General features: G+C 70.6%; 19 protein-coding genes. 12 read left to right on the plus strand and 7 right to left on the minus strand.

The genetic code is table 11. The annotated features are described in order from the left end of the window. Positions 1 to 4 precede the first annotated feature (4 nt). The 8 genes from AB0C46_RS15465 (at position 5) to AB0C46_RS15500 (ending at position 9,246) form a co-directional block, all read left to right on the plus strand. Positions 5 to 1,546: a GMC oxidoreductase gene (locus AB0C46_RS15465; protein ID WP_362828318.1), complete on the plus strand. Its 1,542-nt coding sequence runs from the start codon at positions 5 to 7 to the stop codon at positions 1,544 to 1,546. After that, positions 1,546 to 2,679, plus strand: a complete 1,134-nt coding sequence (locus AB0C46_RS15470) for a glycine betaine/L-proline ABC transporter ATP-binding protein (protein ID WP_362828319.1) — start codon at positions 1,546 to 1,548, stop codon at positions 2,677 to 2,679. Before AB0C46_RS15465 ends, AB0C46_RS15470 begins: the two co-directional genes overlap by 1 nt. After that, complete coding sequence (locus AB0C46_RS15475) at positions 2,679 to 2,849, plus strand: hypothetical protein (protein ID WP_362828320.1); 171 nt, start codon at positions 2,679 to 2,681, stop codon at positions 2,847 to 2,849. The genes AB0C46_RS15470 and AB0C46_RS15475 overlap by 1 nt, the downstream gene beginning before the upstream one ends. Beyond that, positions 2,846 to 4,846 (plus strand): ABC transporter permease subunit, encoded by a 2,001-nt coding sequence (locus tag AB0C46_RS15480; RefSeq protein ID WP_362828321.1) that lies wholly within the window; start codon positions 2,846 to 2,848, stop codon positions 4,844 to 4,846. The genes AB0C46_RS15475 and AB0C46_RS15480 overlap by 4 nt, the downstream gene beginning before the upstream one ends. Before the next feature lie 2 nt (positions 4,847 to 4,848). Further along, positions 4,849 to 5,841 carry an ABC transporter substrate-binding protein gene (locus AB0C46_RS15485; protein WP_362828322.1) on the plus strand — a complete coding sequence of 331 codons (993 nt, stop codon included), beginning with the start codon at positions 4,849 to 4,851 and terminating at the stop codon, positions 5,839 to 5,841. A 183-nt stretch (positions 5,842 to 6,024) separates the two neighbouring features. Next, the gene (locus AB0C46_RS15490) at positions 6,025 to 6,237 is read left to right on the plus strand and encodes a hypothetical protein (RefSeq protein ID WP_362828323.1); all 213 of its coding nucleotides are present in this window, start codon (positions 6,025 to 6,027) and stop codon (positions 6,235 to 6,237) included. Positions 6,238 to 6,665: 428 nt separating this feature from the next. Further along, positions 6,666 to 7,682 carry a DUF4344 domain-containing metallopeptidase gene (locus AB0C46_RS15495; protein ID WP_362828324.1) on the plus strand — a complete coding sequence of 339 codons (1,017 nt, stop codon included), beginning with the start codon at positions 6,666 to 6,668 and terminating at the stop codon, positions 7,680 to 7,682. Positions 7,683 to 8,088: 406 nt separating this feature from the next. After that, a complete protein-coding gene (locus tag AB0C46_RS15500) occupies positions 8,089 to 9,246 on the plus strand; it encodes a hypothetical protein (RefSeq protein ID WP_362828325.1) in 1,158 nt (385 codons plus the stop codon). A 128-nt stretch (positions 9,247 to 9,374) separates the two neighbouring features. Here the strand turns inward: AB0C46_RS15500 and AB0C46_RS15505 are convergent, their stop codons facing one another. After that, positions 9,375 to 10,742, minus strand: coding sequence for an amidohydrolase (locus tag AB0C46_RS15505; RefSeq protein WP_362828326.1), 1,368 nt, complete (start codon positions 10,740 to 10,742; stop codon positions 9,375 to 9,377). Between the two features lie 449 nt (positions 10,743 to 11,191). Next, complete coding sequence (locus AB0C46_RS15510; RefSeq protein WP_362828327.1) at positions 11,192 to 12,622, minus strand: PLP-dependent aminotransferase family protein; 1,431 nt, start codon at positions 12,620 to 12,622, stop codon at positions 11,192 to 11,194. 142 nt (positions 12,623 to 12,764) lie between these two features. On the opposite strand from AB0C46_RS15510, the gene AB0C46_RS15515 reads away from it, so the two are divergent. Further along, positions 12,765 to 13,295, plus strand: a complete 531-nt coding sequence (locus AB0C46_RS15515; protein WP_362828485.1) for a carboxymuconolactone decarboxylase family protein — start codon at positions 12,765 to 12,767, stop codon at positions 13,293 to 13,295. Positions 13,296 to 13,478: 183 nt separating this feature from the next. Here the strand turns inward: AB0C46_RS15515 and AB0C46_RS15520 are convergent, their stop codons facing one another. The 4 genes from AB0C46_RS15520 to AB0C46_RS15535 all read right to left on the minus strand — a co-directional run bounded on the left by AB0C46_RS15520 (position 13,479) and on the right by AB0C46_RS15535 (position 15,813). Then, the gene (locus tag AB0C46_RS15520; RefSeq protein WP_362828328.1) at positions 13,479 to 13,976 is read right to left on the minus strand and encodes an N-acetyltransferase; all 498 of its coding nucleotides are present in this window, start codon (positions 13,974 to 13,976) and stop codon (positions 13,479 to 13,481) included. A gap of 66 nt (positions 13,977 to 14,042) precedes the next feature. After that, entirely contained in the window at positions 14,043 to 14,804 is a 762-nt protein-coding gene (locus AB0C46_RS15525) for an isocitrate lyase/phosphoenolpyruvate mutase family protein (RefSeq protein ID WP_362828329.1), read from the minus strand. Further along, positions 14,801 to 15,256, minus strand: coding sequence for a carboxymuconolactone decarboxylase family protein (locus AB0C46_RS15530; protein WP_362828330.1), 456 nt, complete (start codon positions 15,254 to 15,256; stop codon positions 14,801 to 14,803). Before AB0C46_RS15530 ends, AB0C46_RS15525 begins: the two co-directional genes overlap by 4 nt. Further along, entirely contained in the window at positions 15,253 to 15,813 is a 561-nt protein-coding gene (locus tag AB0C46_RS15535) for a carboxymuconolactone decarboxylase family protein (protein ID WP_362828331.1), read from the minus strand. The genes AB0C46_RS15530 and AB0C46_RS15535 overlap by 4 nt, the downstream gene beginning before the upstream one ends. Before the next feature lie 47 nt (positions 15,814 to 15,860). Here AB0C46_RS15535 and AB0C46_RS15540 point away from each other — a divergent pair, with 47 nt between their 5' ends. Further along, on the plus strand, positions 15,861 to 17,327 hold the full coding sequence (locus AB0C46_RS15540; RefSeq protein WP_362828332.1) for a PLP-dependent aminotransferase family protein: 1,467 nt from the start codon (positions 15,861 to 15,863) through the stop codon (positions 17,325 to 17,327). A 131-nt stretch (positions 17,328 to 17,458) separates the two neighbouring features. After that, positions 17,459 to 17,923 carry a GNAT family N-acetyltransferase gene (locus AB0C46_RS15545; RefSeq protein ID WP_362828333.1) on the plus strand — a complete coding sequence of 155 codons (465 nt, stop codon included), beginning with the start codon at positions 17,459 to 17,461 and terminating at the stop codon, positions 17,921 to 17,923. 208 nt (positions 17,924 to 18,131) lie between these two features. Here the strand turns inward: AB0C46_RS15545 and AB0C46_RS15550 are convergent, their stop codons facing one another. Next, a complete protein-coding gene (locus AB0C46_RS15550; RefSeq protein WP_362828334.1) occupies positions 18,132 to 18,671 on the minus strand; it encodes a GNAT family N-acetyltransferase in 540 nt (179 codons plus the stop codon). Positions 18,672 to 19,366: 695 nt separating this feature from the next. Here AB0C46_RS15550 and AB0C46_RS15555 point away from each other — a divergent pair. Then, positions 19,367 to 26,101, plus strand: a complete 6,735-nt coding sequence (locus AB0C46_RS15555; protein ID WP_362828335.1) for an Ig-like domain-containing protein — start codon at positions 19,367 to 19,369, stop codon at positions 26,099 to 26,101. Positions 26,102 to 26,105: the final 4 nt, after the last annotated feature.

Raw genomic sequence — 26,105 nt, forward strand, 5'->3', positions numbered from 1 at the left:
CCCAATGCCTGTGTATGACTATGTCGTAGTCGGCGGCGGCACCGCCGGTTCCGTCATCGCCTCCCGCCTCACCGAGGACCCGGACGTCACGGTCGCCGTCATCGAGGGCGGCCCTTCGGACATCGACCGCCAGGACGTCCTGACACTGCGCAAGTGGCTCGGCCTGCTCGGCGGCGACCTCGACTACGAGTACACGACCACCGAGCAGCCGCGCGGCAACTCGCACATCCTGCACAGCCGCGCCAAGGTGCTCGGGGGTTGCTCCTCCCACAACACGCTGATCTCCTTCAAGCCGCTGCCGTCCGACTGGGACGAGTGGGCAGCGGCGGGCGCGGCCGGCTGGGGCGCCAAGGAGATGGACCCGTACTTCGGCAAGCTGCGCAACAACATCGTGCGGGTGGCGAAGAAGGACCAGAACCAGATCGCCACCGACTGGATCGAGGCCACCAAGAGCGCCCTCGGCGTCCCCGAGGTCGTCGGCTTCAACGACAAGCCCTTCGAGGAGGGCGTCGGCTTCTTCGACCTCTCCTACCACCCGGAGAACAACAAGCGCTCCTCCGCCTCCGTCGCCTACCTCCACCCCCACATCGAGGCCGGTGACCGCCCGAACCTCACGCTGATGCTGGAGACCTGGGCGTACAAGCTGGAGCTGGACGGCACCACCGCCAAGGGCGTCCACGTCCGGACGAAGGACGGCGAGGAGGTCTACGTCGAGGCCGCCCGCGAGGTGCTGGTCTGCGCCGGCGCCGTCGACACCCCGCGGCTGCTGATGCACTCCGGCATCGGGCCGAAGAAGGACCTCGAAGCGCTCGGTCTGCCCTGCGTGCTCGACCTGCCGGGCGTCGGGGAGAACCTGATCGACCACCCCGAGTCGGTGATCGTCTGGGAGACCGACGGACCGATCCCGGACAACTCCGCGATGGACTCCGACGCGGGGCTCTTCGTCAAGCGGGACCCGGAGCACAAGGGCCCCGACCTGATGTTCCACTTCTACCAGATCCCCTTCACCGACAACCCCGAGCGGCTGGGCTACGAGCGCCCCGAGCACGGGGTGTCGATGACCCCGAACATCCCCAAGTCCCGCTCCCGCGGCCGCCTCTACCTCACCTCCGCGGACCCCGAGGCCAAGCCCGCCCTCGACTTCCGGTACTTCGAGGACGAGGACGACTACGACGGCAAGACCCTCGTCGACGGCGTCAAGCTGGCCCGCAAGATCGCCCAGGCCGAGCCGTTCGCCAAGTGGCTCAAGCGGGAGGTCTTCCCCGGCCCCGAGGTCACCGACGACGCGGAGATCAGTGAGCTGGTGCGCAAGGCGGCACACACCGTCTACCACCCGGCCGGCACCTGCAAGATGGGCGCCGCCGGCGACCAACTGGCCGTCGTCGACCCCGAGTTGAAGATCCGCGGACTGGCCGGCATCCGTATCGCCGACGCCTCCGTCTTCCCGACGATGCCCGCCGTCAACCCGATGCTGGGCGTGCTCATGGTGGGGGAGAAGTGCGCCGAACTGCTCCATAAGGCCCCGACCCAAGGAGGTGATGCGTGATGGCTACCACGTCCGCCGGCGCATCCGAGATACCCAGCGCCCGTACGTCCGAGGACTCCTCCGCCACCGAGGCGTCCGACGGCCGTGAGGTCGTGTTCTCCGTCCGCAACCTCTGGAAGGTCTTCGGCCCCAAGGCCGACCGCATCCCCGGCGACTCCTCGGTCGCCGGACTGAGCGCCCAGGAGCTGCGCGAGCAGACCGGCTGTGTGGCCGCCGTCCGCGATGTCTCCTTCGACGTCCACAAGGGCGAGGTCTTCGTCGTCATGGGCCTGTCGGGCTCCGGCAAGTCCACCCTCGTACGGTGCCTGACCCGGCTGATCGAGCCGACCAGCGGCGAGCTGGAGATGGACGGCGAGGACGTCCGCGCCATGGACCGCAACGCGCTGCGCGAACTGCGCCGCCGCCGCGCCGCCATGGTCTTCCAGCACTTCGGCCTGCTGCCGCACCGCACCGTCGTCGACAACGTCGCCTACGGCCTGGAGATCCAGGGCATGGGCAAGGCGGAGCGCCGCGAGAAGGCCAACGAGATGGTCGGCAAGGTCGGCCTGGCCGGGATGGAGAAGCGCCGCCCCGGTCAGCTCTCCGGCGGCCAGCAGCAGCGCGTCGGCCTGGCCCGCGCCCTCGCCGTGGACCCCGAAGTCCTGCTCTTCGACGAGCCGTTCAGTGCGCTCGACCCGCTCATCCGGCGCGATATGCAGGAAGAGGTCTGCCGCCTCCACCAGGAGGAAGGCCGGACCATGGTCTTCATCACCCACGACCTCTCCGAGGCGCTGCGGGTCGGCGACCGGATCGCCCTGATGCGGGACGGGCAGATCGTCCAGCTCGGCACCCCCGAGGAGATCGTCGGCTCCCCGGCCGACGACTACGTCCGCGACTTCGTCCGGGACGTCCCGCGCGAGCAGGTGCTGACCGTGCGCCGCGCGATGCGCCCGGCCGAGGACGGCGAGGCCGACCAGGGCCCCGCGCTGAGCCCCGACACCCTGATCTCCGACGCCATCGAGGCGGTCGCCCGCTCCGGCGGGGCGGCCCGGGTCGTCGAGGGCAAACGCTGCCTGGGCATCGTCGACCACGCCTGTCTGCTGAACGTGGTCGCCCGGCTCGACAGCCCGCAGCACGGTGAGGTGGCTGCCTGATGTACACCGCGACCACCCGCGGCGGCGCCCTCCGCGCCGTCGGCTCCAGAGCTCCCGCCGCCACGCCCCGGGCCCGGCTGCGCGCCGCCTGGCTGCGCCACTGGCGTGAGGCCCAGCGCTGCGCCGCGATGAATGTGCCCACCGGCACCGTGAAGAGGGGGCGCGTGTGAGCTTCTTTTCCACGCCCCCGATTGCGACGCGCCCGCTCAGCGACGCCGAACGCCCCGGCCCCCTGCGGGCCGTGCTGCAGGTCCGCGCCGTCAGCAAGCTCCTGCTGCTCGTCCTCGCCACGGCCGTCCTGGTGCCGCTGCTGCACGCCACCTGGTCCGGCAGCCTGTGGCCCGCCGGCCTGACCGTCGATGTCTCCGGGCCGCTCGGCAAGACCAGCGACTGGATCATCGACAACCGCGACAGCCACCCGCTGTTCGTCTACTTCCTCGGCCACCTCTCCAACGCCGTCGTGATCTCCGTACGCGGCGTCTACCTGCTGCTGCTCGCGCTCGGCTGGACCGGTGTGACGGCCGGCGTGACGCTGGTCGCCTGGCGCGTCGCCGGGGTCCGCATCGCCGCCACCGCACTGATCTCCTTCGTGGTCAGCGGTCTGCTGGGGATGTGGGTCCCGACCATGCAGACGCTCGCCCTGATGGTCGTGGCCGTGGTCGGCTCGGTCCTCGTCGGCGCGCTGCTGGGCCTGGCCGGGGGCCTCTCGGAACGGCTGTTCCGGATCCTGCGCCCGGTTCTGGACACCATGCAGGTCCTGCCCGCCTTCGCCTATCTCCTCCCCGTCGTGCTGGTCTTCGGCATCGGCGTACCGGCCGCGCTGCTGGCCACCGTCATCTACGCGGCTCCGCCGATGGCCCGCCTGACCGCGCTCGGCCTGCGCGGCGCCGACCCGGGCGTCCTGGAGGCCGTCTCCTCGCTCGGCGCCACCGGCCGGCAGAAGCTGCTGACCGCCCGGCTCCCGCTGGCCCGTAAGGAACTCCTCCTCGGCGTCAACCAGTCGATCATGATGGCGCTGGGCATGGTCGTGATCGCCTCGATGATCGGCGCCGCCGGTCTCGGTGACCGCGTCTACCAGGCGCTCGCCTCGGTCGACGTCGGTGCCGCGCTCGCCGCCGCGATCCCGATCGTGCTGCTGGCCATCGTCATGGACCGCACCACCGCTGCGGCCGGCGAACGGCTCGGCGCCGGCACCGCCGCCCCCGGCCCGAAGTGGCTGCGCGGCTGGCAGGCCTGGACCGGGATCGCCGTGGTCACCGCCGTGCTCGCCCTGGCCGGACGGCTGAGCGGCTCGCTGGTCTGGCCGGGTGCCTGGGCCGTGGACGTCGCCCGCCCCGTCAACGACTTCAAGGAGTGGATGGTCGACCACCTCTACTCCGGAGTCCCGGTCATCGGCGGCACCGCCGACTGGGCCGCGCACTTCACCAACTGGGTGCTCAACCCGCTGCGTGACGGCCTGACCGCGCTGCCCTGGTACGGCACGCTGCTCATCGTCGCCGCGCTGGCCTGGCTCATCGGCACCTGGCGCACCGCCCTGACCGCCGTCCTCGCGATGGCCGCCATCGGTGTGCTGGGCGTGTGGAAGCCGTCGATGAACACCCTCTCCCAGGTGCTCGCCGCGCTGGTGGTGACCCTGGTGCTGGGCTTCGGCGTCGGCATCCTCGCCGCCGGCAGCAAGCGCCTGGAGGCGATCCTGCGCCCGGTCCTGGACGTCATGCAGACCATGCCGCAGTTCGTCTACCTCATCCCGGTGGTCGCCCTGTTCGCCGTGGGCCGTGCCCCGGCCGCCGCCGCGGCCGTCGTCTACGCGCTGCCCGCCGTCATCCGCATCACCACCCAGGGGCTGCGCCAGGTGGACCCGGCGGCCATGGAGTCCGCCCGCTCGCTGGGCGCCACCCGCTGGCAGATGCTGCGCCAGGTCCAGCTCCCGCTGGCCCGGCCCGCCCTGCTGCTGGCCGTCAACCAGGGCGTGGTCCTCGTCCTCGCCGTCGTCATCATCGGCGGTCTGGTCGGCGGCGGTGCCCTCGGCTACGACGTCGTCACCGGCCTCGCCACCGGAGACCTGGCCCTCGGCCTGGTCGCGGGTGTGGCCATCGTGTGCCTGGGCCTGATGCTCGACCGGGTCACCCAGCCCACGGAACGCCGTACGGCGGGGAAGGGAGCCTGACCATGTCCCGTAAGCGAAGCACGATCATCGGGACGGCCGCGCTGGCCGGCACGGCGGTCCTCTCCCTCTCCCTGTCCGCCTGCGGCAAGGCCGACATGACCAAGCAGGCCTCGCCGTTCGCGGCGGCCAAGGGCTCGAAGTCGGTCACCCTCTCGACGCAGACCTGGGTCGGCGCGCAGTCCAATGTCGCGGTCGCCAAGTACCTGCTCGAACACAAGATGGGCTACCACGTCGACACCGTCCAGGTGGACGAGATCCCCGCCTGGGACGCCCTCAGCCAGGGCCGGGTCGACGCGATCCTGGAGGACTGGGGCCACCCCGACCAGGAGCAGCGGTACGTCAAGGACAAGAAGACGATCACGGCGGGCGGCGGTAACGGCGTCACCGGCCACATCGGCTGGTACGTCCCCAAGTACTGGGCCGACAAGCACCCCGAGGTCAAGAACTGGAAGAACCTCAACAAGTTCGCCGACCAGCTCCGCACCTCGGAGAGTGGCAACAAGGGCCAGCTGATGGACGGTTCGCCGTCCTACGTCACCAATGACAAGGCGCTGGTGAAGAACCTCAAGCTTAACTACGAGGTCGTCTTCGCGGGCTCCGAGGCGGCGCAGATCACCCAGATCCAGCAGTTCGCCAAGCAGAAGAAGCCCTTCCTGACGTACTGGTACGAGCCGCAGTGGCTCTTCAACCAGGTGCCGATGGTGGAGGTCAAGCTCCCCAAGTACACCGACGCCTGTGCGGAGAAGGGTGCCGAGGACCCCCAGTCCATCGACTGCGCCTATCCGACCACGCCCCTCCAGAAGTACTTCAACACGGAGTTCGCCAAGAAGGGCGGCAGCGCCTCGGCGTTCCTGAAGAACTTCAAGTGGACCAAGGACGACCAGAACGAGGTCTCCGAATCGATCGCCTCGGGCGGCCTGTCCGCCGACGAGGCGGCGAAGCGCTGGGTGGAGAAGCACCCGGAGGTCTGGAAGAAGTGGCTGCCTAAGAAGTAGCCGCCGTACGGGAAGCGCGGAATCCCGCGGGCAGTCGCACACTCGGTGTGCGACTGCCCGCGAGCGCGTTCCGGGCCCTGCACGCCGGGGCCCTTACCCGTTCGGGTGGCGGGCGGCGAACCGCCGCACGGCGCGGCAGCCGGCACAGAAGGCTGGGCAGCCGTCACCGACGAAAGGCCCGTCATGCCGCTGCCGCCGAAATGCCCCACGCCCGACTGTGACGACTGGCTGTGGAAGGACACCACGCACACCAACACCGACTGGGACAACTGGCGCTGGTGGTGCTGCCGTTGCCGCCATCAGTGGTATCCCACGGCGGAGCAGCTCAAGGAGTTCCGCTACGGGATGAGCCGTCCCGGTCCGGCACACCGGGACCCGCGGCTGGCCCGCCGGTAGGCCGACCTTGGGGCATGGGCCACCCATCCGAAGCATGTCCGGCCCCTCAGCCCACCCGCAGCAGCAGCTTGCCGGTGCTCTGGCGGCTGCCGACGTTCGACACCCGCTTCCCGGGCCTGCTCCACCTGGTGCTCCGCGAGGAGAGTTAGGGCCGGTCGGCCCGCCGGGCTGGACCAACGCCACGAAAACGCTCACAAAAACGCCGCAAACGGGTCGTTGTGGACACGGGGTTTGTCGATCATAATCCGCGTGTCGGGTGCGCGTCCTGGCTCCGGGACCGGGACGTGGCTCCGTAGGCCACGAAAGTGCAACCGTCCGCCCCGTCCGCCCCGTCCGCCCCGTCCGCCCCGACGCCTTGACCAAGGATCGGGCTGACCGGGGAACGACCTGACCGGGGTACGACCTGACCGAGGAAAGAGCTGACCAGGGTGCTGAGCAGTGGTGGGTCCTCGGTCGCGTTGCGGACTGCTCTCGCGGGGGCGCTGCTCGTCGCCGGCTTCGCCGTCACCTCGTGTGGCGGCGACGACAGCAAGACGGACACGAACAGGGCGGACGCGAACGAGGCGGACGCGAATAAGACGGACGCGGACAAGACGGCCACGACGGGCAAGGTCACGGTCGTCTACCAGGGCAACGCGATCAAGCCGAAGGACCGGCAGGCCGTAGCGGTGATCCGGAAGTCCCGCGTGCTCGAACAGGTCGCCGACTGGGTGAACAAGTCGGTCGCCCTCCCGCACGACCTGGTCGTGAAGGTGACCGATAAGGTCCCGCCGGGGGTCACGGATGCGGTCACCCAGCCCGACGGCAGGACGATCTTTGTGCCCCCGTCGTTCCTGACCCAGATCGAAGGCACCTTCGGCAACGTGGTCAAGACCGTCAAGCGTCCCGCCCTGTTTCCCGAGGCCAGGTTCAACGCCGACGACCTGACCGCGCTGTCGACCCAGTTCATCTTCGGCCACGAGATGGGGCATGCACTGCAGCGTCAGCTTCTGCTGGCGAACCTCGGCCTGGAGGAGGACGCCGCCGACGGGTTCGCGTCGTTCTACACCGTCAACGAGGTCGGACCGGAGCCGTCGCTGGCAACCGCAATCCTTTTCGACGAGCTCGCCCGCGAGGAGGGCAGGCTGACGCTGGAAGGGCTGTCGAGCGATCACCCTGTCACCCAGCAGCGCGTCTTCACCTTCCTTTGCTACCTGGAGGGGAGCGACCCGAAGAGGTTCGACGGGCCCCTGGTCGGTGCGGGTTACCTGCCGAAGACCCGCGCCCCGTTGTGCCCGCAGGCATGGGCGATGTTGGACTACGGCTGGTGGACCCAACTCACGCCACATTTCAGCGGGGCGTTCAAGGACCAGGGCGACAAGGCGCAGCAGCACGCACACGACCAGCTGATCGCGGAGACGAAGGCGCTCGCGAAGAAGCTCGACAAGATCCGCGGCGCGCAATGAGCGCGCGGAGCCGTCGGCCCGTAACTCCGGCCGTTCTTTAGGGGCGTCTTCCGGATCAGGGCCGGGCCGGCCCCGGCTCCCGGCCGGCCGCGGTCGCCCTGTCCACCGGCCGACCGGTGCCGGTGAGGCGCAGGACCTCTGGATCACCGTGCAGCGCGACCGCCAACTCCGCGTCGCCCGCGGTGAATCGGCGCAGAGCGAGGCGCTCCGTAGCGGAGCAGGACCGACGAAGGTGACATTGCGTACGTCCCGTCCTGTCGTGCGCCGTGCGTCCGGGACCTGCTTGCCCGGCGGTCATGGCGTGACGGCATAGTAGGGCGCAGCCCGATGAGGGACATGACAATTAACGGCGGCAACGGCGCGCTGTGCGCTCGGCGCCGCCCTGCATCAGGGGGACTCCCGCTCCATGCCATCCATCCGCCGCTCCACCGCCGCGGCCGCGGCACTCGTCGCACTGCTCGCGGGGACCGCCACCGCCTGCGGCCCCGACGACAAGGCCGCCGGCAGTTCGTCCACCGATCAGAAGGACCAGGCCGGCGGGGGCTTCAAGCTCCCCAAGGGCGTGCCGACCAGCCTGGACGACCTGAAGAAGTGGAAGGACGGCGGCTGGCAGAACTGGGACAAGTGGGCCCGCGACGCATCGGATTTCGCCAACCCGATCATCAAGGACCACTGGAAGTCGGACCGGCTGGCCAAGGCGAAGACGTCGCCGGAGATCGGCGTCAAGGCCACCGGCGCGGGAAGCGGGTCCGAGGGCACGGACCCCGAACCGCAGCCCGTCACCGCCGAGCAGGTCGCCCGGCCGTACCACGACCACATGGCCCCCGTCGGGAAGATCTTCTTCGACAGTCCGAAGGGCCCGATGGTCTGCTCCGGCACGGTCGTCGAGGACCCGGCGCACCCGGGCAAGTCCAACCTCGTGTGGACCGCCGGCCACTGTGTGCACTCCGGCAAGCGGGGCGGCTGGATGCGCAACATCGTCTTCGTGCCGTCCTACAACGACAACGGCGTGCCGATGAACCAGGTCAACAACACGCCCTCCCAGCAGGTCACTCCGTACGGCCGGTTCTGGGCCGACTGGATCACCACGTCCGGTGAGTGGATCAACATGGGCAGCGAGGCCACCGGCAACGGCGGCTCCGCCTACGACTTCGCCGTGCTGCACGTCAAGCCGGAGAACGGCAGCGGCAAGTCGCTCCAGGAGACCGTCGGCAACGCCGCCCGGGTCTGGTTCAACGCCCCCGCCGCCAACCAGATCAGCTCCCTCGACGCCTTCGGCTACCCGGCGGGGCCGCCCTACGACGGCGCACGCATGATGAACTGCCCGGCCCGCCCCGGCCGCCTCGTCATACAGCAGGGCACACCTGCCATGAACCGCATCGGCTGCACCATGACCGGCGGCACCTCCGGCGGCGGCTGGTTCGTCAACCGCGCCGGCAAGCTGACCCTGGTGTCCAACACCTCGATCAGCTCCAACGCCCACACCTGGCTGGCCGGCCCACACCTGGGCCCGGAGGCCCAGCGGGTCTTCGCCAACATCAGCCAGAAGTTCGCGAACCGGTAGCGGGCGGGGACCGGTAGCGGGCGCGGACGAGTAGCGGGCGCGGGCGCGTACGTGAGGAAGCCGACCCAGGCCTCCGGCTCGCGGGTGAGCCGGAGGCCGTCGGCTCGGCTCATGACCGCCGGGCAGACCTAATGGCCGGACCCGCCAGGGAGGCCCTGCGCCCCATGGGTCCGCTCCGCGAGCCAGCCGGCCATCGCCCGTACGCCGAGGCCGACAGCCCGCTCGTCCGGGGCGAAGTCGGGGAAGTGCGGGTAGCCGGTCGTGATGGGTGCGCGGGGGGCGCGGACGCCGAGGAAGGTGTACGTGCCGGGGACGCGGTCCAGGTAGAAGGCGAAGTCCTCGCCGCTGAAGGGCGGGAAGGCGGCATGGAGCTGGGTAACCGCGCCCCGGCCCACGGTGCGGCGCAGGCGCCGGGCGAGCATCCGGGCGTCGCGTTCCGGGCAGACCACCGCGGGGAACGGCTCGGCGGGGAAGCGCACCCCGGCCCCCGCACAGGACGCGGCCAGCCGGCGGATGTCCGCGCGTACCTCCTTGTACCGCTCCTGCGGCCAGCACCGGTAGGACACACTCACCTTGGCCTCCTGTGCCTTGGCCCGGACCGCCACGAAGCGGGCCAGCGGCCCATTGGGCGTCTGGGCGTCGGCGACCATCCGTTCGATGTCGGCGGGCGTCTGCGGCGGTGTCACCGTGGCGAGTGCGCCGATCTCGGCGGCCAGCCGCCGCGCGGCCTCGGGCGCGTCAGGCCCCGCGAGAGTCACCTCCGCCTTGTCCTGGCCCGGCAGCCCGTAGCCCGGCGTCACCGCGAACGTGCCGACGGGGAACGGGCCGCAGTGCAGCGCGTGGATCTCCGCAACGCCGGTGCGCTCCAGCACGCCCGCGTCGATCATTGCGCGGGCCCCGGACAGGGTTTCCTCGGCAGGCTGGAAGAGGAACACCACCGTTCCGCTCAGTTGCCGCCGCAGCCGTGCCAGGACCCGCGCGACGCCGACGGCCACCGTGGTGTGGATGTCGTGCCCGCAGACATGGGCCGTCGCCGGGCCGCCCCCCACGATGTCCTTCGGCGGCACCGCGTCCATGTCCGCCCGGTAGGCCACGGTCCGGCCCGGACGTGAACCGCGCAGGACGCCGACGACGCCGTGGCCGCCCACCCCGGTGGCGACGGTCAGTCCGGCCGCTCGCAGTTCGCGGGCCACCACACCGGCGGTGCGCTGCTCCTGCCCCGGCATCTCGGGGTGCCGGTGAAGGTCCCGCCGCAGCGCGATCAGCCCTCGCTCCAGACGCGCCACCTCGGCGTCCACCGCTCCTTGCTCCAGCGCTAATTGCTCCAGTGCTCCTTGCTCCAGCGCTCTTTGACCCAGCGCGCTTTGACCCACCGGCGGCCGCAACCCGGCGGCCTCGGCCCTCCCCGCGGTTCCCCACACCAAGCCCGCACCGGCTGCCGCGGCGCCGGCCAGCAGTGTGCGGCGCGCGGGAGCATGTTCCACGAGATGCTTCACGGTTGCCCCTTCGTGATCCTTCAAGCGGTCTTCCGGGCGTCCAACGGGGAGGTCGCAACAGGAGGTCGCAACAGGAGGTTGCGACAGGGAGGTTGCACCACGGAGGTCGGCCCTCGGCACGTCATGTCGTGCCCTCGCTGCCCGGTGATCCGAGAATCTGTGCCCACAGGATTGCTGCGCCCGGATGCCGTTGCCCATCCGGCGAGCCACCACTCAGGGGGTGGGGATAACCACCGTCACGGGGCCGCTGTCCACCACGGCGCCGACTGTTGCGGGGGCGCCAGTCACGAAAGCCCGCCACGAAAGCCCGCCGCGAAGGCTTGCCACTCGCCACGAGTGCTCGTCACGAGTGCTCGTCACGAGTGCTCGTCACGAATGCCCGTCACGAAGGCTTGCCGCCCGTCACGAATGCTCGCGGCGAAGGCTTGCCACCGCCAAGCCGACGGCCCCTAACCCACCACCGGCGGCAGCGCCCGGCACAGGGCCTCCAAGGCGCCGGGGAAGGCGCTGTCGCTGGGCGTCGCATAGCCGACGACCAGGCCGTGGCGGGGCGCCATGGTGGCCGCCGGATGGCGGTAGCCGGACAGGCCGTCGAGTGCCAGGCCCTGCCAGCGCGCCGCCCGCAGGGCAGCACGCTCATCCGACTCACCTGACCCGTCCGGGAGTTGGAGAACGGCATGCAGTCCGGCGGCGATACCGGTGACGGTGAGGTGCGGAGCATGGTGGGTCACCGCGTCGATCAGCTGGTTGCGGCGTCTGCGGTAGCGCTGGCGCATCCGGCGGATGTGCCGGTCGTAGGCGCCCTGTGTGAGGAACTCGGCGAGGGTGAGCTGATCGGTGACCCCCGCCCAGGCCTCCCGCTCGCCCTTGGCCTCCAGTACGGCGTCGACGAGGCGGTCGGGAAGCACCATCCACCCCAGACGCAGCGCGGGGGAGAGGCTCTTGCTGACCGAGCCGATATGGAGGACGCGCTCCGGGTCCAGGCCCTGAAGGGCGCCGACGGGTTTGCGGTCGTAGCGGAATTCGCCGTCGTAGTCGTCTTCGATTACGTAACCCCCGCTCCCTCTAGCCCAGTTGATGACCGCCGCGCGACGGTCGGGGTGCAGCGGCACACCGAGCGGAAACTGATGGGCGGGAGTGAGCAGCACCGCATTTGTCCCCTCGATCGAGGGCAACTCCGCACTCTCGACGCCGTGTTCATCGATGGCGAGGGGGTGGGTGCGGACACCGGCCGTGGCCAGGAGATGACGGTGGAACGGCAGGCCGTAGGACTCGACGGCGAGGGGCCCGGGGAGCACGGCGGGCAGCAGCAGGCGCAGCGCGTGGGCGAAGCCGGAGCAGATCACGATGCGTTCGGGGTCGGTGCGTACGCCACGGGTGCGCGCCAGGTAGTCGGCGAGGGCACGGCGCAGTTCGGGACGCCCGCGGGGGTCGCCGGGGCCGAACGCGTCGTGCGGGGCGGCGGTCAGCGCGCGGCGGGCGGCGGCGAGCCAGGCGGTACGTGGAAAGGACGCGGCGTCCGGCTGTCCCTGGAGGAGGTTGTGCGTGGGGCGGCTCTCCGGGGCGCGGTGGGCCGGGGCGCGGGCGGGTGTCAGCGGCTTCGCGCGGTGGGCGACGCGGGTGCCGGAGCCCTGCCGTGCACTGAGCCAGCCCTCGGCGACCAGCTCGGCATAGGCGTCGGCGACCGTGTTACGGGCGATGCCGAGGTCGGCGGCGAGCGAGCGGTAGGGCGGCAGCCGCGTACCGGGGACGAGGCGCCCGGACCGTACGGCGTCCCGCAGCGCCCCGATGAGGACGGCGCGCCGGCTACCGCTTCCGGCCAGCTCCAGATGCAGATCGGCGCCCAGACTCTCCGCAGAATTGACCCATGATTCCGGCATGGAAATGCACCCTACAGCCGGTCGCCTGCCGTTCTAGATTCAAGGCATGACGAACGAAGCGCAGCTCAACGAAGCACAGCTCAACGAAGCACAGCTCAACAAGGCACAGATCGACGAGGCGAACGAGGAGAACGGGGCGAACATGGTGAACGAGGCGAGCAAGGCGAACAAGGCGAACGACGCGATCAAGGTGAACGAGGCGAACTCAGCGGCTGGCCGCCGCCCCCGGGGCAGGGTCAACTTCGCCAAGGCCGCCCCGAAGGCATTCAAGGCCCTGATCGGGTTCGATGCCGCCGCCCGTGAGGGCCTCGACCCGGCCCTCGTGGAACTGGTCCAGATCCGCTCCTCGCAGCTCAACAAGTGCGCGTACTGCCTGCACATGCACACCACCGATGCCCGCAAGGCCGGCGAGAGCGAGGAACGCCTGCACATGGTCGCCGTCTGGGAAGAGGCCTCGCACTTCTTCACCCCGAAGGAACAGGCGGCCCTCGCCCTCACCGAGGCCGTGACCCTGGTGGCGCAGGGTGGCGTACCGGACGCGGTCTACCAGCGGGCCGCCGCCCACTTCGACGAGCCGGAACTGGCCCGCCTGCTGGCCCTGATCTTCACCATCAACACCTGGAACCGGATGGCCCTCAGCACGGGGAAGGTGGCGGGGACGGACGAGCGGTGACGCGGTGCGGGACTCGGTGCGGCCCCTGGCGCGTCCGATCCCGCCGACCACACTCCCGTTCCGGTCAGCCGGCGGCCACCTCACTGAGCGCCTTGCCGATGCCGCCGGTGCCGGGTGCCGATGCGGGTGTCGGCGTCGGTGTCGGTGCAGGCGCCGCCCGTGCCAGTGCACCGCCTAGAACTGTCACGAGGCGGGTGGCAATGCGAGCCAGTCCTGCCAGGTGATGTCGCGGCCCAGGTAACGGGGCTGCTGGAAGGGCCAGTCGGCGGCGATCCACTGGGGCACCAGCGCGTCGAGCGCGCGCTCCACCTCGCTGCCGGCGAGGTCGTCCACCACCCACCAGGAGACCTCGCCGTCGGAGCCGGTGCGCTCGGGCGGGTCGATGTAGACGCAGCCGAGGATCGCGGTCTCCTCCCCGTCCAGCAGCGCGTAGTTGAACGACTGGTGCGCGGCTATCTCCTTCTCGTGCCGCAGCAAGTCGATGCGGTCCTCTTCATAGGTCATCGTCTCCTTCGGCCAGGCCCAGGCCGGGCCGAAGATCTCCCACAAGCGCTCTCGGGAGCCCATCACGGCGGGGTAGTCGAGCGCGGTGTCCGCCTCCCGGATCGGCCGCAGGTGAAGCGCGGTGTCGGGCACGGGTACGTGGACGGGGTGGACGAAGTCGTCAGGCAGCCAACTCATAAGGGCCGAGGCTACTCTGCGGGCCCGGCCCGCCCCCGCCCCTGCCCTGGCCCAACCGACCGCCTGTCACCCGGTCTTCGGACCTCGGTCCGCCGTCGGGACCTCCCCCTCCAGCTCCGCCCGCAACCGCTCCGCCATCCCCGCCAGAGCCGCCATCGCCTGTTGCTGCAGTCCCGGGCCGAAGGTGATCCGGGACGCGCCCAGGGCGCCGAGTTCGCGGGGGGAGGGGCCGTCCGGTACCACCACGGCGTTGACCGGGAGGCCGACGGCGGTGGACAGGCCGGCCAGGTGCGGCGGCGGGGCGAGGATCGGGTAGACGCAGTCGGCACCGGCGGCGGCGTACAGGCGTCCGCGGCGGATCGTCTCGTCCCTGTCCCCGACACCGTGCAGGTAGGTGTCGATCCGGGCGTTGATCACCAGGGCGTCGCCCGCCTCGGCGCGTACCTGGGCCAACCAGTCGGCCTGCTGGTGCGCGTCCCGCAGAGTGCCGGTGGTGTGGTCGGTGTCCTCCAGGTTGCAGCCCACTGCGCCGGCGTCCGTGAGCCGGCCCACCAACTCCTTGGCGGACAGGCCGTATCCGGCTTCCACATCCGCCGAGACCGGGATGTCGACGGCCCGGACGATGCGGGTGACGGCGGCGAACATTTCGTCGGGCGGGGTCGCGCCGTCCTCGTAGCCGAGGGAGGCCGCGACACCTGCGCTGGGGGTGGCGAGTGCAGTGAACCCGGCGTCGGCGAAGACCTTGGCGCTGGCGGCGTCCCAGGGGCCGGGGAGAACCAGCGGTAGATCCGGGCCGTGGTGCAGGGCGCGCAGTGTGGCGGCCGTCATGAGGTAGCTCCCATCGGGGTTCGGACCGCGACATTGAGGCGGTTCCAGATGTTGATGACGGTGATCAGGGCGATGAGGTGGGCCAGTTCGGCGTCGTCGAAGTGGGTGGCGGCACGGTCGTAGACCGCGTCCGGCACGCCACCCTGCGCCACCAGGGTCACCGCCTCGGTGAGGGCGAGGGCGGCCTGTTCCTTGGGGGAGTAGAACGCGGTGGCTTCCTCCCAGGCGTTGAGGAGGTAGATGCGCTGTTCGGTCTCGCCGGCCTTGCGGGCGTCCTTGATGTGCATGTCGATGCAGAACGCGCAGTGGTTGAGCTGCGAGCCGCGGATCAGGACGAGTTCGGCCAGTGTCGGGTCGAGATCCTGTTTGGCGGCCGCGGTCAGCGCCATCAGGGGGGCGTGGATGCCATGGGCGAGCTTGCCGAGGGGAAGTCGCGGGGGCGCCGTGGTCATGCCCGGCCCGGGGCCATACGGGTGGAGACGCCGAAGCGGTTCCAGGCGTTGATGGTGGTGATCAGGGCGATGAGGTGGGCGAGTTCGGTGGCGTCGAAGTGGGCCGCGGCGCGGTCGTACACGGCGTCCGGGACGAAGCCCTCGGTGAGGAGGGTGATCGCCTCGGTGAGGGCGAGGGCGGCCTGTTCCTTGGGGGAGTAGAACGCGGTGGCTTCCTCCCAGGCGTTGAGGAGGTAGATGCGCTGTTCGGTCTCGCCGGCCTTGCGGGCGTCCTTGATGTGCATGTCGATGCAGAAGGCGCAGTGGTTGAGCTGTGACGCCCGGATCTTGACCAGCTTGACCAGCGTCGGGTCGAGACCCTGCTTCGCCGCCGCATCGAGCGCGATCATGGCCTTGTAGACGTCCGGTGCGAGCTGCGCCCAAGGGAGGCGGGGGCCGTGCCGGTGCTCCGCTCCGCCTGCCGTCGCGGAGGCCGTCGCGGAGGCCGTCGCGGAGGCCGTCGCCGGTGTCGCCTGTGCTGTCGGTGTCGATGTCTGTGTCGTCGTCGATGTCGTCATGGCTACGACGCTAAGACGGCAATGGCGCAGCTGTATGGTCCATTGCCATGGAGAATTCCTGGGCCACTTTTGGGCGTGATCTGCACCTGGACCTCACCGGCCCCGGCGGGCTGCGGGCCGCGCTGCTGCGTGCCCTGCGGGACGCCGTACGGTCCGGGCGGCTGGTCCCCGGCACCCGGCTGCCGTCCTCCCGCTCGCTCGCCGCCGATCTCGGCATCGCCCGTAACACGGTCGCCGACGCCTACGCCGAGCTGGTCGCCGAGGGCTGGCTCAGTGCACGGCAGGGCTCCGGCACCCGCGTCGCGGAGAGGGCCCTGCCGCGCGCCGCGCCCGCCGCCCGGCGCGCCCCGGGCCCGGCCGGCCACGCCGACCGGCCGCGCTTCGACCTCACCCCGGGCACCCCCGATGTCTCCGCCTTCCCCCGCACTGCCTGGCTCGCCGCCGCCCGCCGCGCGCTGACCGCCGCCCCCAGCGAGGCCTTCGGCTACGGCTCCCCGATGGGCCGCCCCGAACTCCGCACCGTCCTCGCCGACTACCTCGCCCGCGCCCGCGGGGTACGCGCCGACCCCGACCGCATCGTCATCTGCGCCGGCTTCATGCAGGGGCTGGCACTGCTCAGCCGGGCGCTGGGCAGCGGGCGGCTGGCCGTCGAGTCGTACGGCCTGGACTTCCACCGCTCCGTCATCACCCGCGCCGGCCTGGGCACCGTCCCGCTCCTCGTCGATGAACGCGGCGCCCGCACCGAGGAGCTGGCCACGCTCGACGACGTACGGGCGGCCCTGCTCACCCCCGCGCATCAGTTCCCCACCGGCGTGCCGCTGCACCCCGAGCGCCGGGCCGCCGCCGTCAACTGGGCGCGGGACACCGGGGGTTTCATCCTGGAGGACGACTACGACGGCGAGTTCCGCTACGACCGCCAGCCGGTCGGCGCCCTCCAGGGACTGGACGCCGACCATGTCGTCTACCTGGGCACCGCGAGCAAGAGCCTCGCTCCCGCGCTGCGGCTGTCCTGGATGGTGCTGCCGGACCGTCTGGTCGACCCGGTGCTCGCGCTCAAGGGCACCGGCGAATGGCAGTCCGGGACGCTGGACCAGCTCACCCTTGCCGAGTTCCTGTCCTCGGGCGCCTACGACCGCCATCTGCGCAGCATGCGGCTGCGCTACCGACGGCGCCGCGATCAGCTGGTGGCCGCCCTGGCCGACCGTGCGCCCCACGTCCATGTCTCGGGTATCGCCGCCGGTCTGCATGTCGTGCTGGAACTCCCGTCCGGAACAGAACAGTCCATCATCCAGGGCGCCCGCTGGCAGGGCCTCGCCCTGGAGGGCCTGAGCCGCTTCCACGACCCCTCCGCCCCACCGGCCTCTCGCGACGCCCTGGTGGTGGCCTACGGCACCCCGCCCGACCACTCCTTCGCCAACGCCCTGGATGCACTGCTCAGGGCGCTGCCGCCGGGGGAGTTGGGGGAGGAGGGAGAGGTGGGGGAGGTGAAGAAGCCGGGGGAGGAGGGGAGGTAAGGGGCCTCCCCGTTCATCTACTGCGCCCCCACTTCCCCCACTTCGCCCACTTCCCTCTCATCATCCGCTGCGCACCGGCTGCCCTCCCCCAAGCCCACCCCACGCCACCCCACCCCTGAAAGACTGCTCGGATGTTCGTCAGACCCGCGCAAGAGCAGGATTTGGCCGGATTCCTCCAGCTCGCCGCCGAGGTTGAACACTGGTTCGGGCCGATGGTCGAGGACCCAGGCTTCCGCCGGGCCGTGGAGCGGCACATCCGTCGGTCCACCGCCCTCGTCGCCGCCTCCGCGGGGCCGGAGCTGCTCGGCGGGATGCTGTTCGGGACGAAGGGCATGGCTCACCACGTCCATTGGCTCGTTGTTGCGGAGCGAGCGCGCGGGCGGGGCGTCGGCCGGGCACTGTTCGCGGACGCGATGCACCGGTTCGTTCGAGGGCCCGGCACCCTGGAAGTGGTCACCTTCGGCGCCGACCACCCGGGCGCCGTCGACAGCGGTGCACGTGCCTTCTACGAAGCTCTTGGCTTCACCCCCGCCGAGGCCGCCGATCCCGGCCCGGAAGGCGGCTCACGGCAGATCTACCGCCGGGCCGTCAGCTGATCGGGAGGGAGCCGAGGCCCGGTCTGCCGACGCCACTTGATCCACTTGATCCGGTTGATCCGGTTGATCCGGGAGGGGAGCGGAGGCCCGCCTACTGCTGCCACCCGGTCCGGAGGCGGCCGCGGGCCCGGCCCGAGCCGAGGGCCGGGGATGCCTCACAGCTCCCCGCGGACGCAGTCCCGGTCCGTGCCGATCGGCCGGGAACGCCTCACAGCTCCCGTACGAAGGACACCCGGTCAAGCCCCGGCCCGTCGTAGTCGCCCTGCACCGGGACCCCGTTCTCGTCGATCCGGTCGCCCGGCTCCAACTGGAAGCCCATACGGGTGTGGTACGCGATGGAGTTGCGGTTGTTGGGGCTGGTGATGCAGCGGACCTGGCTACGGCCGGCCGCGCGGGCCGTGGTGAAGAAGCGGTCGTAGAGGACGCTGCCGATACCCTCCCGCCGGCCCTCCGGGCACACGCCCACGAAGTGGATATATGCGGTGCTGGGGTCCGTCTGGGACAGGAAGCCGATCAGGAAGGCGTGCAGGGTGTGGTCGGGCCGCTCGACCAGGAAGCTGGTGTCGGCGAAGTGCTGGAGGAAGAGCCGCGGTACGAGCAACTGGCGTTGCCGTGCGCCCGCTTCGCCGCCCAGGCCGTCCCACCAGTCGGCGAGGGCCTGCTGCAGTCGTGGGTGATCCGCGGGGGCCGGGCGGCGCAACGTCAGGTGTCCGGGCAGCTGTTCCCGTACCCGGGCGTGCTCTGTCATGGTCCGGCTCCTCCGTCCGACGGGTGAACGGGCTTTGGTGGCCCGGTCTGTTGGCCAGCGTAGACGGGGGGAGATGCGGGCGACTGGCGAAAAATCTCTGTCAGCGGGCTTGGTGTTCCTGCTGTCCGCTCGCGCGCCGACCTCACCCGCAACCCGCTTCCCAGGGAAGCTGGTTGAGTGGCGAAGGGAGTCTCCGCCCCGCCCGCCGCGAAGGAAGCCGCCGCCCCGCCGCCCCTTCACCGAAATGCATTGCTGTAGCAAATGCAGCGAAGGGTTGGAGGATTCCCGCCGGCGTGCGTCGCGGCCTCAATCGCGCCGTTGTGCAACGGTGTTGGGGGTGGTGGCGCGACCGCTTGCGGCGGTCCCCCGTACTGACCGCGCGTCACCAGTGTCGACAGGTGTCACACGTACGCCCTGCGGCGCGCGCCCCGCTGCGTCATGAGCGCCACTTGGCGCTGCGCCATTCAGGGTAAATGCGCGTGACGCCTATGGCGTGGCGGCCTGATCGGCGCGCCTACTGATGCTAACGACCGGCGGGTTGCCTACCTGGCGGAGGACATTGGTATGCAGATGCGAATCTCCGTCGGCTGTTATTGCCGAGCCTGCGCCCAGGTTGATGCCCACTTCCCGCAGAACCACGAGCTCAGCGGGGAGCTGAACGGCCCGCCACCATCCAGCAACCGGAGGGCCATAGCATGGCACCCACCTTTACTTTGGCGTCCTCAGCGCCAAACCCGGCTGTCTTCGGACAGCCGGTCACTTTGACCGCCACGGTCATCCCGCTGGGTCTGGGAACACCTACCGGCACCGTTACCTTCGTCGTCGCCGGCGGCCCCACCCTGACCGCACCGCTCGTCGGTGGCACCGCGTCCGTCACCACGAGCAGTATCCCCATCGGCTTTCATACCTTCACCGCGAACTACAACGGCAGCCCCCAGTTCTCGCCGTCCAGCGGCTTCGGGTCCGTGACGGTGAACAAGGCATCAACCTCGACCTTGGTGCTCTCGTCGCCGGACCCGTCGACCTTCGGACAGCCGGTCGCCATCACCGCCACCGTCTCGCCGGTCGCGCCCGGCTCGGGCACCCCGACCGGCACGGTCACCTTCGTCATCGGCGGTGGCGGGGGCGGCACGCTGACCGCCCCCCTCTCGGGCGGTACCGCGACCGTCACCACCAGCAGTCTCAGCCCCGGTACCCATCTCATCACCGCGACGTACAGCGGCAGTACGCAATTCAATGCGTCGTCCGACACCGATACCCATACGGTGCTGCAGGTCTTGGCACCGACGACCACCACGGTCACCTCGTCCCCCGACCCGTCGGTCTTCGGGCAGTCGGTGACCTTTACGGCCACCGTGGCCCCCGTCCCTCCCGGTTCGGGCACCCCGACCGGCACGGTCACCTTCGCCATCTCCGGCGGTCCCACGCTCGTCGCGACGCTCTCGGGCGGTACGGCGAGTGTCACCACCAGCAGTCTCAGCGTGGGCCCCCACACCGTTACCGCGACGTACAGCGGTAGCGGCACTTTTGCGTCGTCGAGCGGTACGGACACCCACACGGTCAACAAGGCGTCGACGACCACCACGGTCACCTCGGCGCCGGACCCGTCGGCGGTCGGCCAGTCGGTGACGTTCACCGCCACGGTCGCCCCGGTCGCGCCGGGTGCGGGTACGCCGACCGGCACGGTCACTTTCGTCATCAGCGGCGGTCCGACCTTGACCGGCACCCTGTCCGGGGGGACCGCGAGCGTCAGCACGAGTGCCCTTTCCGCCGGTCCGCATACCGTCACCGCGACCTACAGCGGTGACGGCAACTTCAACTCCTCCGTTGGCACGGACACCCAGACGGTGGGCCAGGCATCGACGACCACGACGGTCACGTCGTCGCCGGACCCGTCGGTGGTCGGTCAGTCGGTGACGTTCACGGCGACGGTCGCCGCGGTGCCGCCGGGTGCGGGTACGCCGACCGGGACGGTCACCTTCGTCATCTCCGGTGGTCCGACCTTGACCGGAACGCTCTCCGGTGGGACGGCGAGCGTCAGCACCAGCGCGCTGGGCGCCGGCACGCACACCGTGACCGCGACGTACAGCGGTGACGCGAGCTTCACCCCCTCCACCGGCACCGACACCCAGACGGTGGGCCAGGCATCGACGACCACGACGGTCACGTCGTCGCCGGACCCGTCGGTGGTCGGTCAGTCGGTGACGTTCACGGCGACGGTCGCCGCGGTGCCGCCGGGTGCGGGTACGCCGACCGGGACGGTCACCTTCGTCATCTCCGGTGGTCCGACCTTGACCGGCACCCTTTCCGGTGGGACGGCGAGCGTCAGCACCAATGCCCTTTCCGCCGGTACACACACGGTCACCGCGACCTACAGCGGTGACGCCAACTACACCGGCTCGGTCGGTACGGACACCCAGACCGTCAACCAGGCCTCGACCTCCACCACGGTCACCTCGTTCCCCGACCCTTCCGTGACGGGCCAGACGGTCAACTTCGCCGCCTTTGTGGGAGCGATGTCCCCCGGCGGCGGAGTTCCGACCGGAACCGTCAGCTTCGTCATCACCAACGGGGTCACCACGGTGACCCTCAGCGGCACCCTCGACGGCGCCGGTGTCGCGACTGTCAGCACCAACGGACTGGTCACGGCGGGCACTTACACCGTCACCGCGACCTACAGCGGAGACGCGAACTACACCGGCTCCAGTGACACCGACACCCAGACCGTGAACCCGGCATCGACGAACACCGTGGTGACGTCGTCGCCGGATCCGTCGGTGGTCGGGCAGCCGGTGACCTTCACGGCCACGGTCACGCCGGCCGCGCCGGGAGCGGGGACGCCGACCGGCACCGTCACGTTCGTCATCAGTGGCGGCCCGACGCTGACCGGCACCCTTTCCGGGGGTACGGCGAGCGTCACGACCAGTGCGCTGGGCGCCGGTGCGCACACGGTGACGGCGACCTACAGCGGTGACGCCAGCTTCACCGGCTCGGTCGGTACGGACACCCAGACCGTCAACCAGGCATCGACGACCACCACGGTCAGCTCTGCGCCGGATCCGTCGGTGGTCGGGCAGTCGGTGACCTTCACGGCCACGGTCGCGCCCGTGGCGCCGGGGGCGGGTACGCCCACGGGGACGGTGACGTTCGTCATCAGTGGGGGCCCGACGCTGGTCGGCACGCTCTCCGGGGGTACGGCGAGCGTCAGCACCAGCGTGCTGGGTGCCGGTACGCACACGGTGACGGCGACCTACAGCGGTGACGCCAGCTTCACCGGCTCGGTCGGTACGGACACCCAGACCGTCAACCAGGCATCGACGACCACCACGGTCAGCTCTGCGCCGGATCCCTCGGTGGTCGGTGAGCCGGTGACGTTCACGGCCACCGTCGCCCCGGTCTCGCCGGGCGCGGGTATCCCGACCGGGACGGTGACGTTCGTCGCGACCGACGGTGTCACCACGGTGACGCTGACCGGCACCCTCGCCGGCGGCACCACCAGTGTGGTCACCACCGGCCTGGTGACGGCGGGCGTCTACACCGTCACCGCGACCTACAGCGGCGACGCCAGTTTTACCGGCTCGGTCGGTACGGACACCCAGACGGTGGGCCAGGCGGCCACGATCACCGCGGTCTCCTCGGCGCCGGACCCGTCCGTGTTCGGCCAGCCGGTGACCTTCACGGCCACCGTCTCCCCGGTCGCGCCGGGGGCCGGTACCCCGACCGGCACGGTGACCTTCGTGATTTCCGGTGGTCCCACGCTCACGGGGACGCTCTCGGGCGGTACGGCGAGCGTCACCACCAGCGCGTTGAGTGTCGGCGCGCACACGGTCACCGCGACCTACAGCGGTGACCCCGACTTCACCGGTTCCGTGGGTGCGGACACTCAGACCGTGGCCCCGGCGTTGACGACTACCGCGGTGAGCACGACACCGGATCCGTCCGTGGTGGGCCAGTCGGTGACGTTCTCGGCCACCGTGGCGCCGGTCGCGCCCGGTGCGGGCACGCCGACCGGGACGGTGACCTTCGTCGCCACCGACGGTGTCACCACGGTGACGCTGACCGGCACGCTCAGTGGCGGCGCCACCAGTGTCACCACCAACGGTCTGGTGACGGTGGGCACTTACCTCGTCACGGCGACCTACAGTGGCGACGCCAGTTTTACCGGCTCGGTCGGTACGGACACTCAGACGGTGGGCCAGGCCTCGACGACCACCTCGGTCTCCTCGTCGCCGGACCCGTCGGTCTTCGGTCAGCCGGTGACCTTCACGGCGACGGTGGCGCCGGTCGCGCCGGGTGCGGGTACGCCGACCGGCACGGTCACCTTCGCCATCAGTGGGGGCCCGACGCTGGTGGGCACGCTCTCCGGCGGTACGGCGAGCGTCACCACCAGCGCCTTGAGCGTCGGCAGCCACACGGTCACCGCGACCTACAGCGGTGACCCCAACTTCACGACATCCAGCGGTACGGACACCCAGACGGTGAACCAGGCGTCGACGACGACCGCGGTCATCTCCGCGCCGGACCCGTCCGTGGTCGGTCAGCCGGTGACCTTCACCGCCACCGTCGCCCCGGTCGCGCCGGGTGCGGGCACCCCGACGGGCACGGTGACCTTCGTCGCGACCGACGGTGTCACCACGGTGACGCTGACCGGCACCCTCGTCGGCGGTACGACCAGTGTGGTCACCAACGGGCTGGTGACGGCGGGCATTTACACCGTCACGGCGACCTACAGCGGCGACGCCAGTTTTACCGGCTCGGGCGGTACGGACACTCAGACGGTGGGCCAGGCCTCGACGACCACCTCGGTCTCCTCGTCGCCGGACCCGTCGGTCTTCGGTCAGCCGGTGACCTTCACGGCCACCGTCGCGCCGGTCGCGCCGGGTGCGGGCACGCCGACCGGGACGGTCACCTTCGTGATCACTGGTGGTCCCACGCTCACCGCGACGCTCTCGGGCGGTACGGCGAGCGTCACCACCAGCGCGTTGGCCGTGGGCACGCACTCGGTCACCGCGACCTACAGCGGTGACCCCAACTTCACGACATCGAGCGGTACGGACACCCAGACGGTGATCCTGGCGGCGACGACCACCGCGGTCACCTCGTCCCCGGACCCGTCCGTGGTCGGTCAGCCGGTGACCTTCACCGCCACCGTCGCCCCGGTCGCGCCGGGCGCGGGCACCCCGACCGGCACCGTGACGTTCCTGGCGACCGATGGGGTCACCACGGTGACGCTGACCGGCACGCTCAGTGGCGGCACCACCAGTGTCACCACCAACGGGCTGGTGACGGCGGGCATTTACGCCGTCACGGCGACCTACAGCGGCGACTCCGGCTTCATCGGTTCCGTCGGCGCGGACACCCAGACGGTGGGTCAGGCCTCGACGACGACGGCGCTGAGTTCGTCGCCGGACCCGTCCGTGGTCGGGCAGCCGGTGACGTTCACTGCCACCGTCGCGCCGGTCGCGCCGGGGGCAGGTACCCCCACCGGGGTGGTCACCTTCGTGATCACCGGTGGTCCCACTCTCGTCGCGACGCTCTCGGGCGGTACGGCGAGCGTCACCACCAGTGTGCTGGGCGCCGGCACCCACACCGCTACGGCGACCTACAGCGGTGACCTCAACTTCACCGGCTCCAGCGACACGGACACCCAGACGGTGAACCAGGCGTCGACCACCACTGCGGTGAGTTCGTCGCCGGACCCGTCCGTGGTGGGCCAGACGGTGACGTTCTCGGCCACCGTGGCGCCGGTCGCGCCCGGTGCGGGCACTCCGACCGGGACGGTGACCTTCGTCGCCACCGACGGTGTCACCACGGTGACGCTGACCGGCACCCTCGTCGGCGGCACCACGAGTGTCACCACCAACGGTCTGGTGACGGCGGGCAGTTACCTCATCACCGCGACCTACAGCGGCGACGCCGACTTCACCGGTTCGGCCGGTACGGACACCCAGACGGTGGGCCAGTCGTCGACCACCACCGCGGTGAGCTCGGGGCCGGACCCGTCCGTGGTCGGGCAGCCGGTGACCTTCACGGCCACCGTCTCCCCGGTCGCGCCGGGGGCCGGTACCCCGACCGGCACGGTCACCTTCGTGATCACTGGTGGTCCCACGCTCACCGCGACGCTCTCGGGCGGTACGGCGAGCGTCACCACCAGCGCCTTGAGCGCCGGTACGCACACGGTCACGGCGACGTACAGCGGTGACTCCAACTTCACGACATCGAGCGGTACGGACACCCAGACGGTGATCCTGGCGTTGACGACCACCGCGGTGAGCACGACACCGGACCCGTCCGTGGTGGGCCAGACGGTGACGTTCTCGGCCACCGTGGCGCCGGTCGCGCCCGGTGCGGGCACGCCGACCGGGACGGTGACCTTCGTCGCGACCGACGGTGTCACCACGGTGACGCTGACCGGCACGCTCAGCGGGGGCACCGCCAGTGTCACCACCAACGGGCTGGTGACAGCGGGCGTGTACGTCGTCACCGGGACCTACAGCGGCGACGCCGACTTCACCGGATCCACCGGTGCGGACACCCAGACCGTGACCCAGGCCTCGACGACCACGGCGCTGATTTCGTCGCCGGACCCGTCGGTGTTCGGGCAGCCGGTGACCTTCACGGCCACCGTCGCGCCGGTCGCGCCGGGGGCAGGTACCCCCACCGGGGTGGTCACGTTCGTGATCACCGGCGGCCCGACGCTGGTCGGCACCCTCTCCGGGGGCACGGCCACCGTCTCGACCAACGCACTCGGAGCCGGCACCTTCCCGGTGACCGCGACCTACAGCGGCGACCTGAACTTCACCGGCTCCAGCGGCAGCGACACCCAGACCGTGGCCCAGGCGTCCACGACCGCCTCGGTCTCCTCGTTGCCGGACCCGTCGGTGTTCGGGCAGCCGGTGACCTTCACGGCCACCGTCGCCCCGGTCTCACCGGGTGCGGGTGTCCCGACCGGCACGGTCACCTTCGTCATCGACGGTGGCGGGGGCGGCACGCTGACCGGCACTGTCGCCGGAGGCGTGGCCACCGTCACCACCAGCACCCTCGACGCGGGGCTGCACAACGTCACCGCGACCTACAACGGTGACACCAACTTCAGCACCTCCAGCGGCACCGACACCCAGACCGTCAACCAGGCATCCACCCTCACCACTGTCAGCTCGTTCCCCGACCCGTCCGTCTCCGGCGGTACGGTCACGATCTTCGCGTTCGTGGTGGCGCAGCCTCCGGGCAGCGGCGTCCCGACCGGGACGGTCACCTTCACCGTCACCGATGGCGTGACCACGGTGACCCTGGCCGGAACCCTCGACGGCAGCGGTGTGGCCGCCGTCAGCACTCCGCTGACCACGGGCAACTACACCATCACCGGGGTCTACTCCGGTGACCCCAACTTCACCGGCTCCAGCGACACCGACACCCAGACCGTCATCTGACCAA

The sequence above is a fragment of the Streptomyces sp. NPDC048637 genome (assembly GCF_040650675.1).
Taxonomy (GTDB): Bacteria; Actinomycetota; Actinomycetes; order Streptomycetales; family Streptomycetaceae; genus Streptomyces.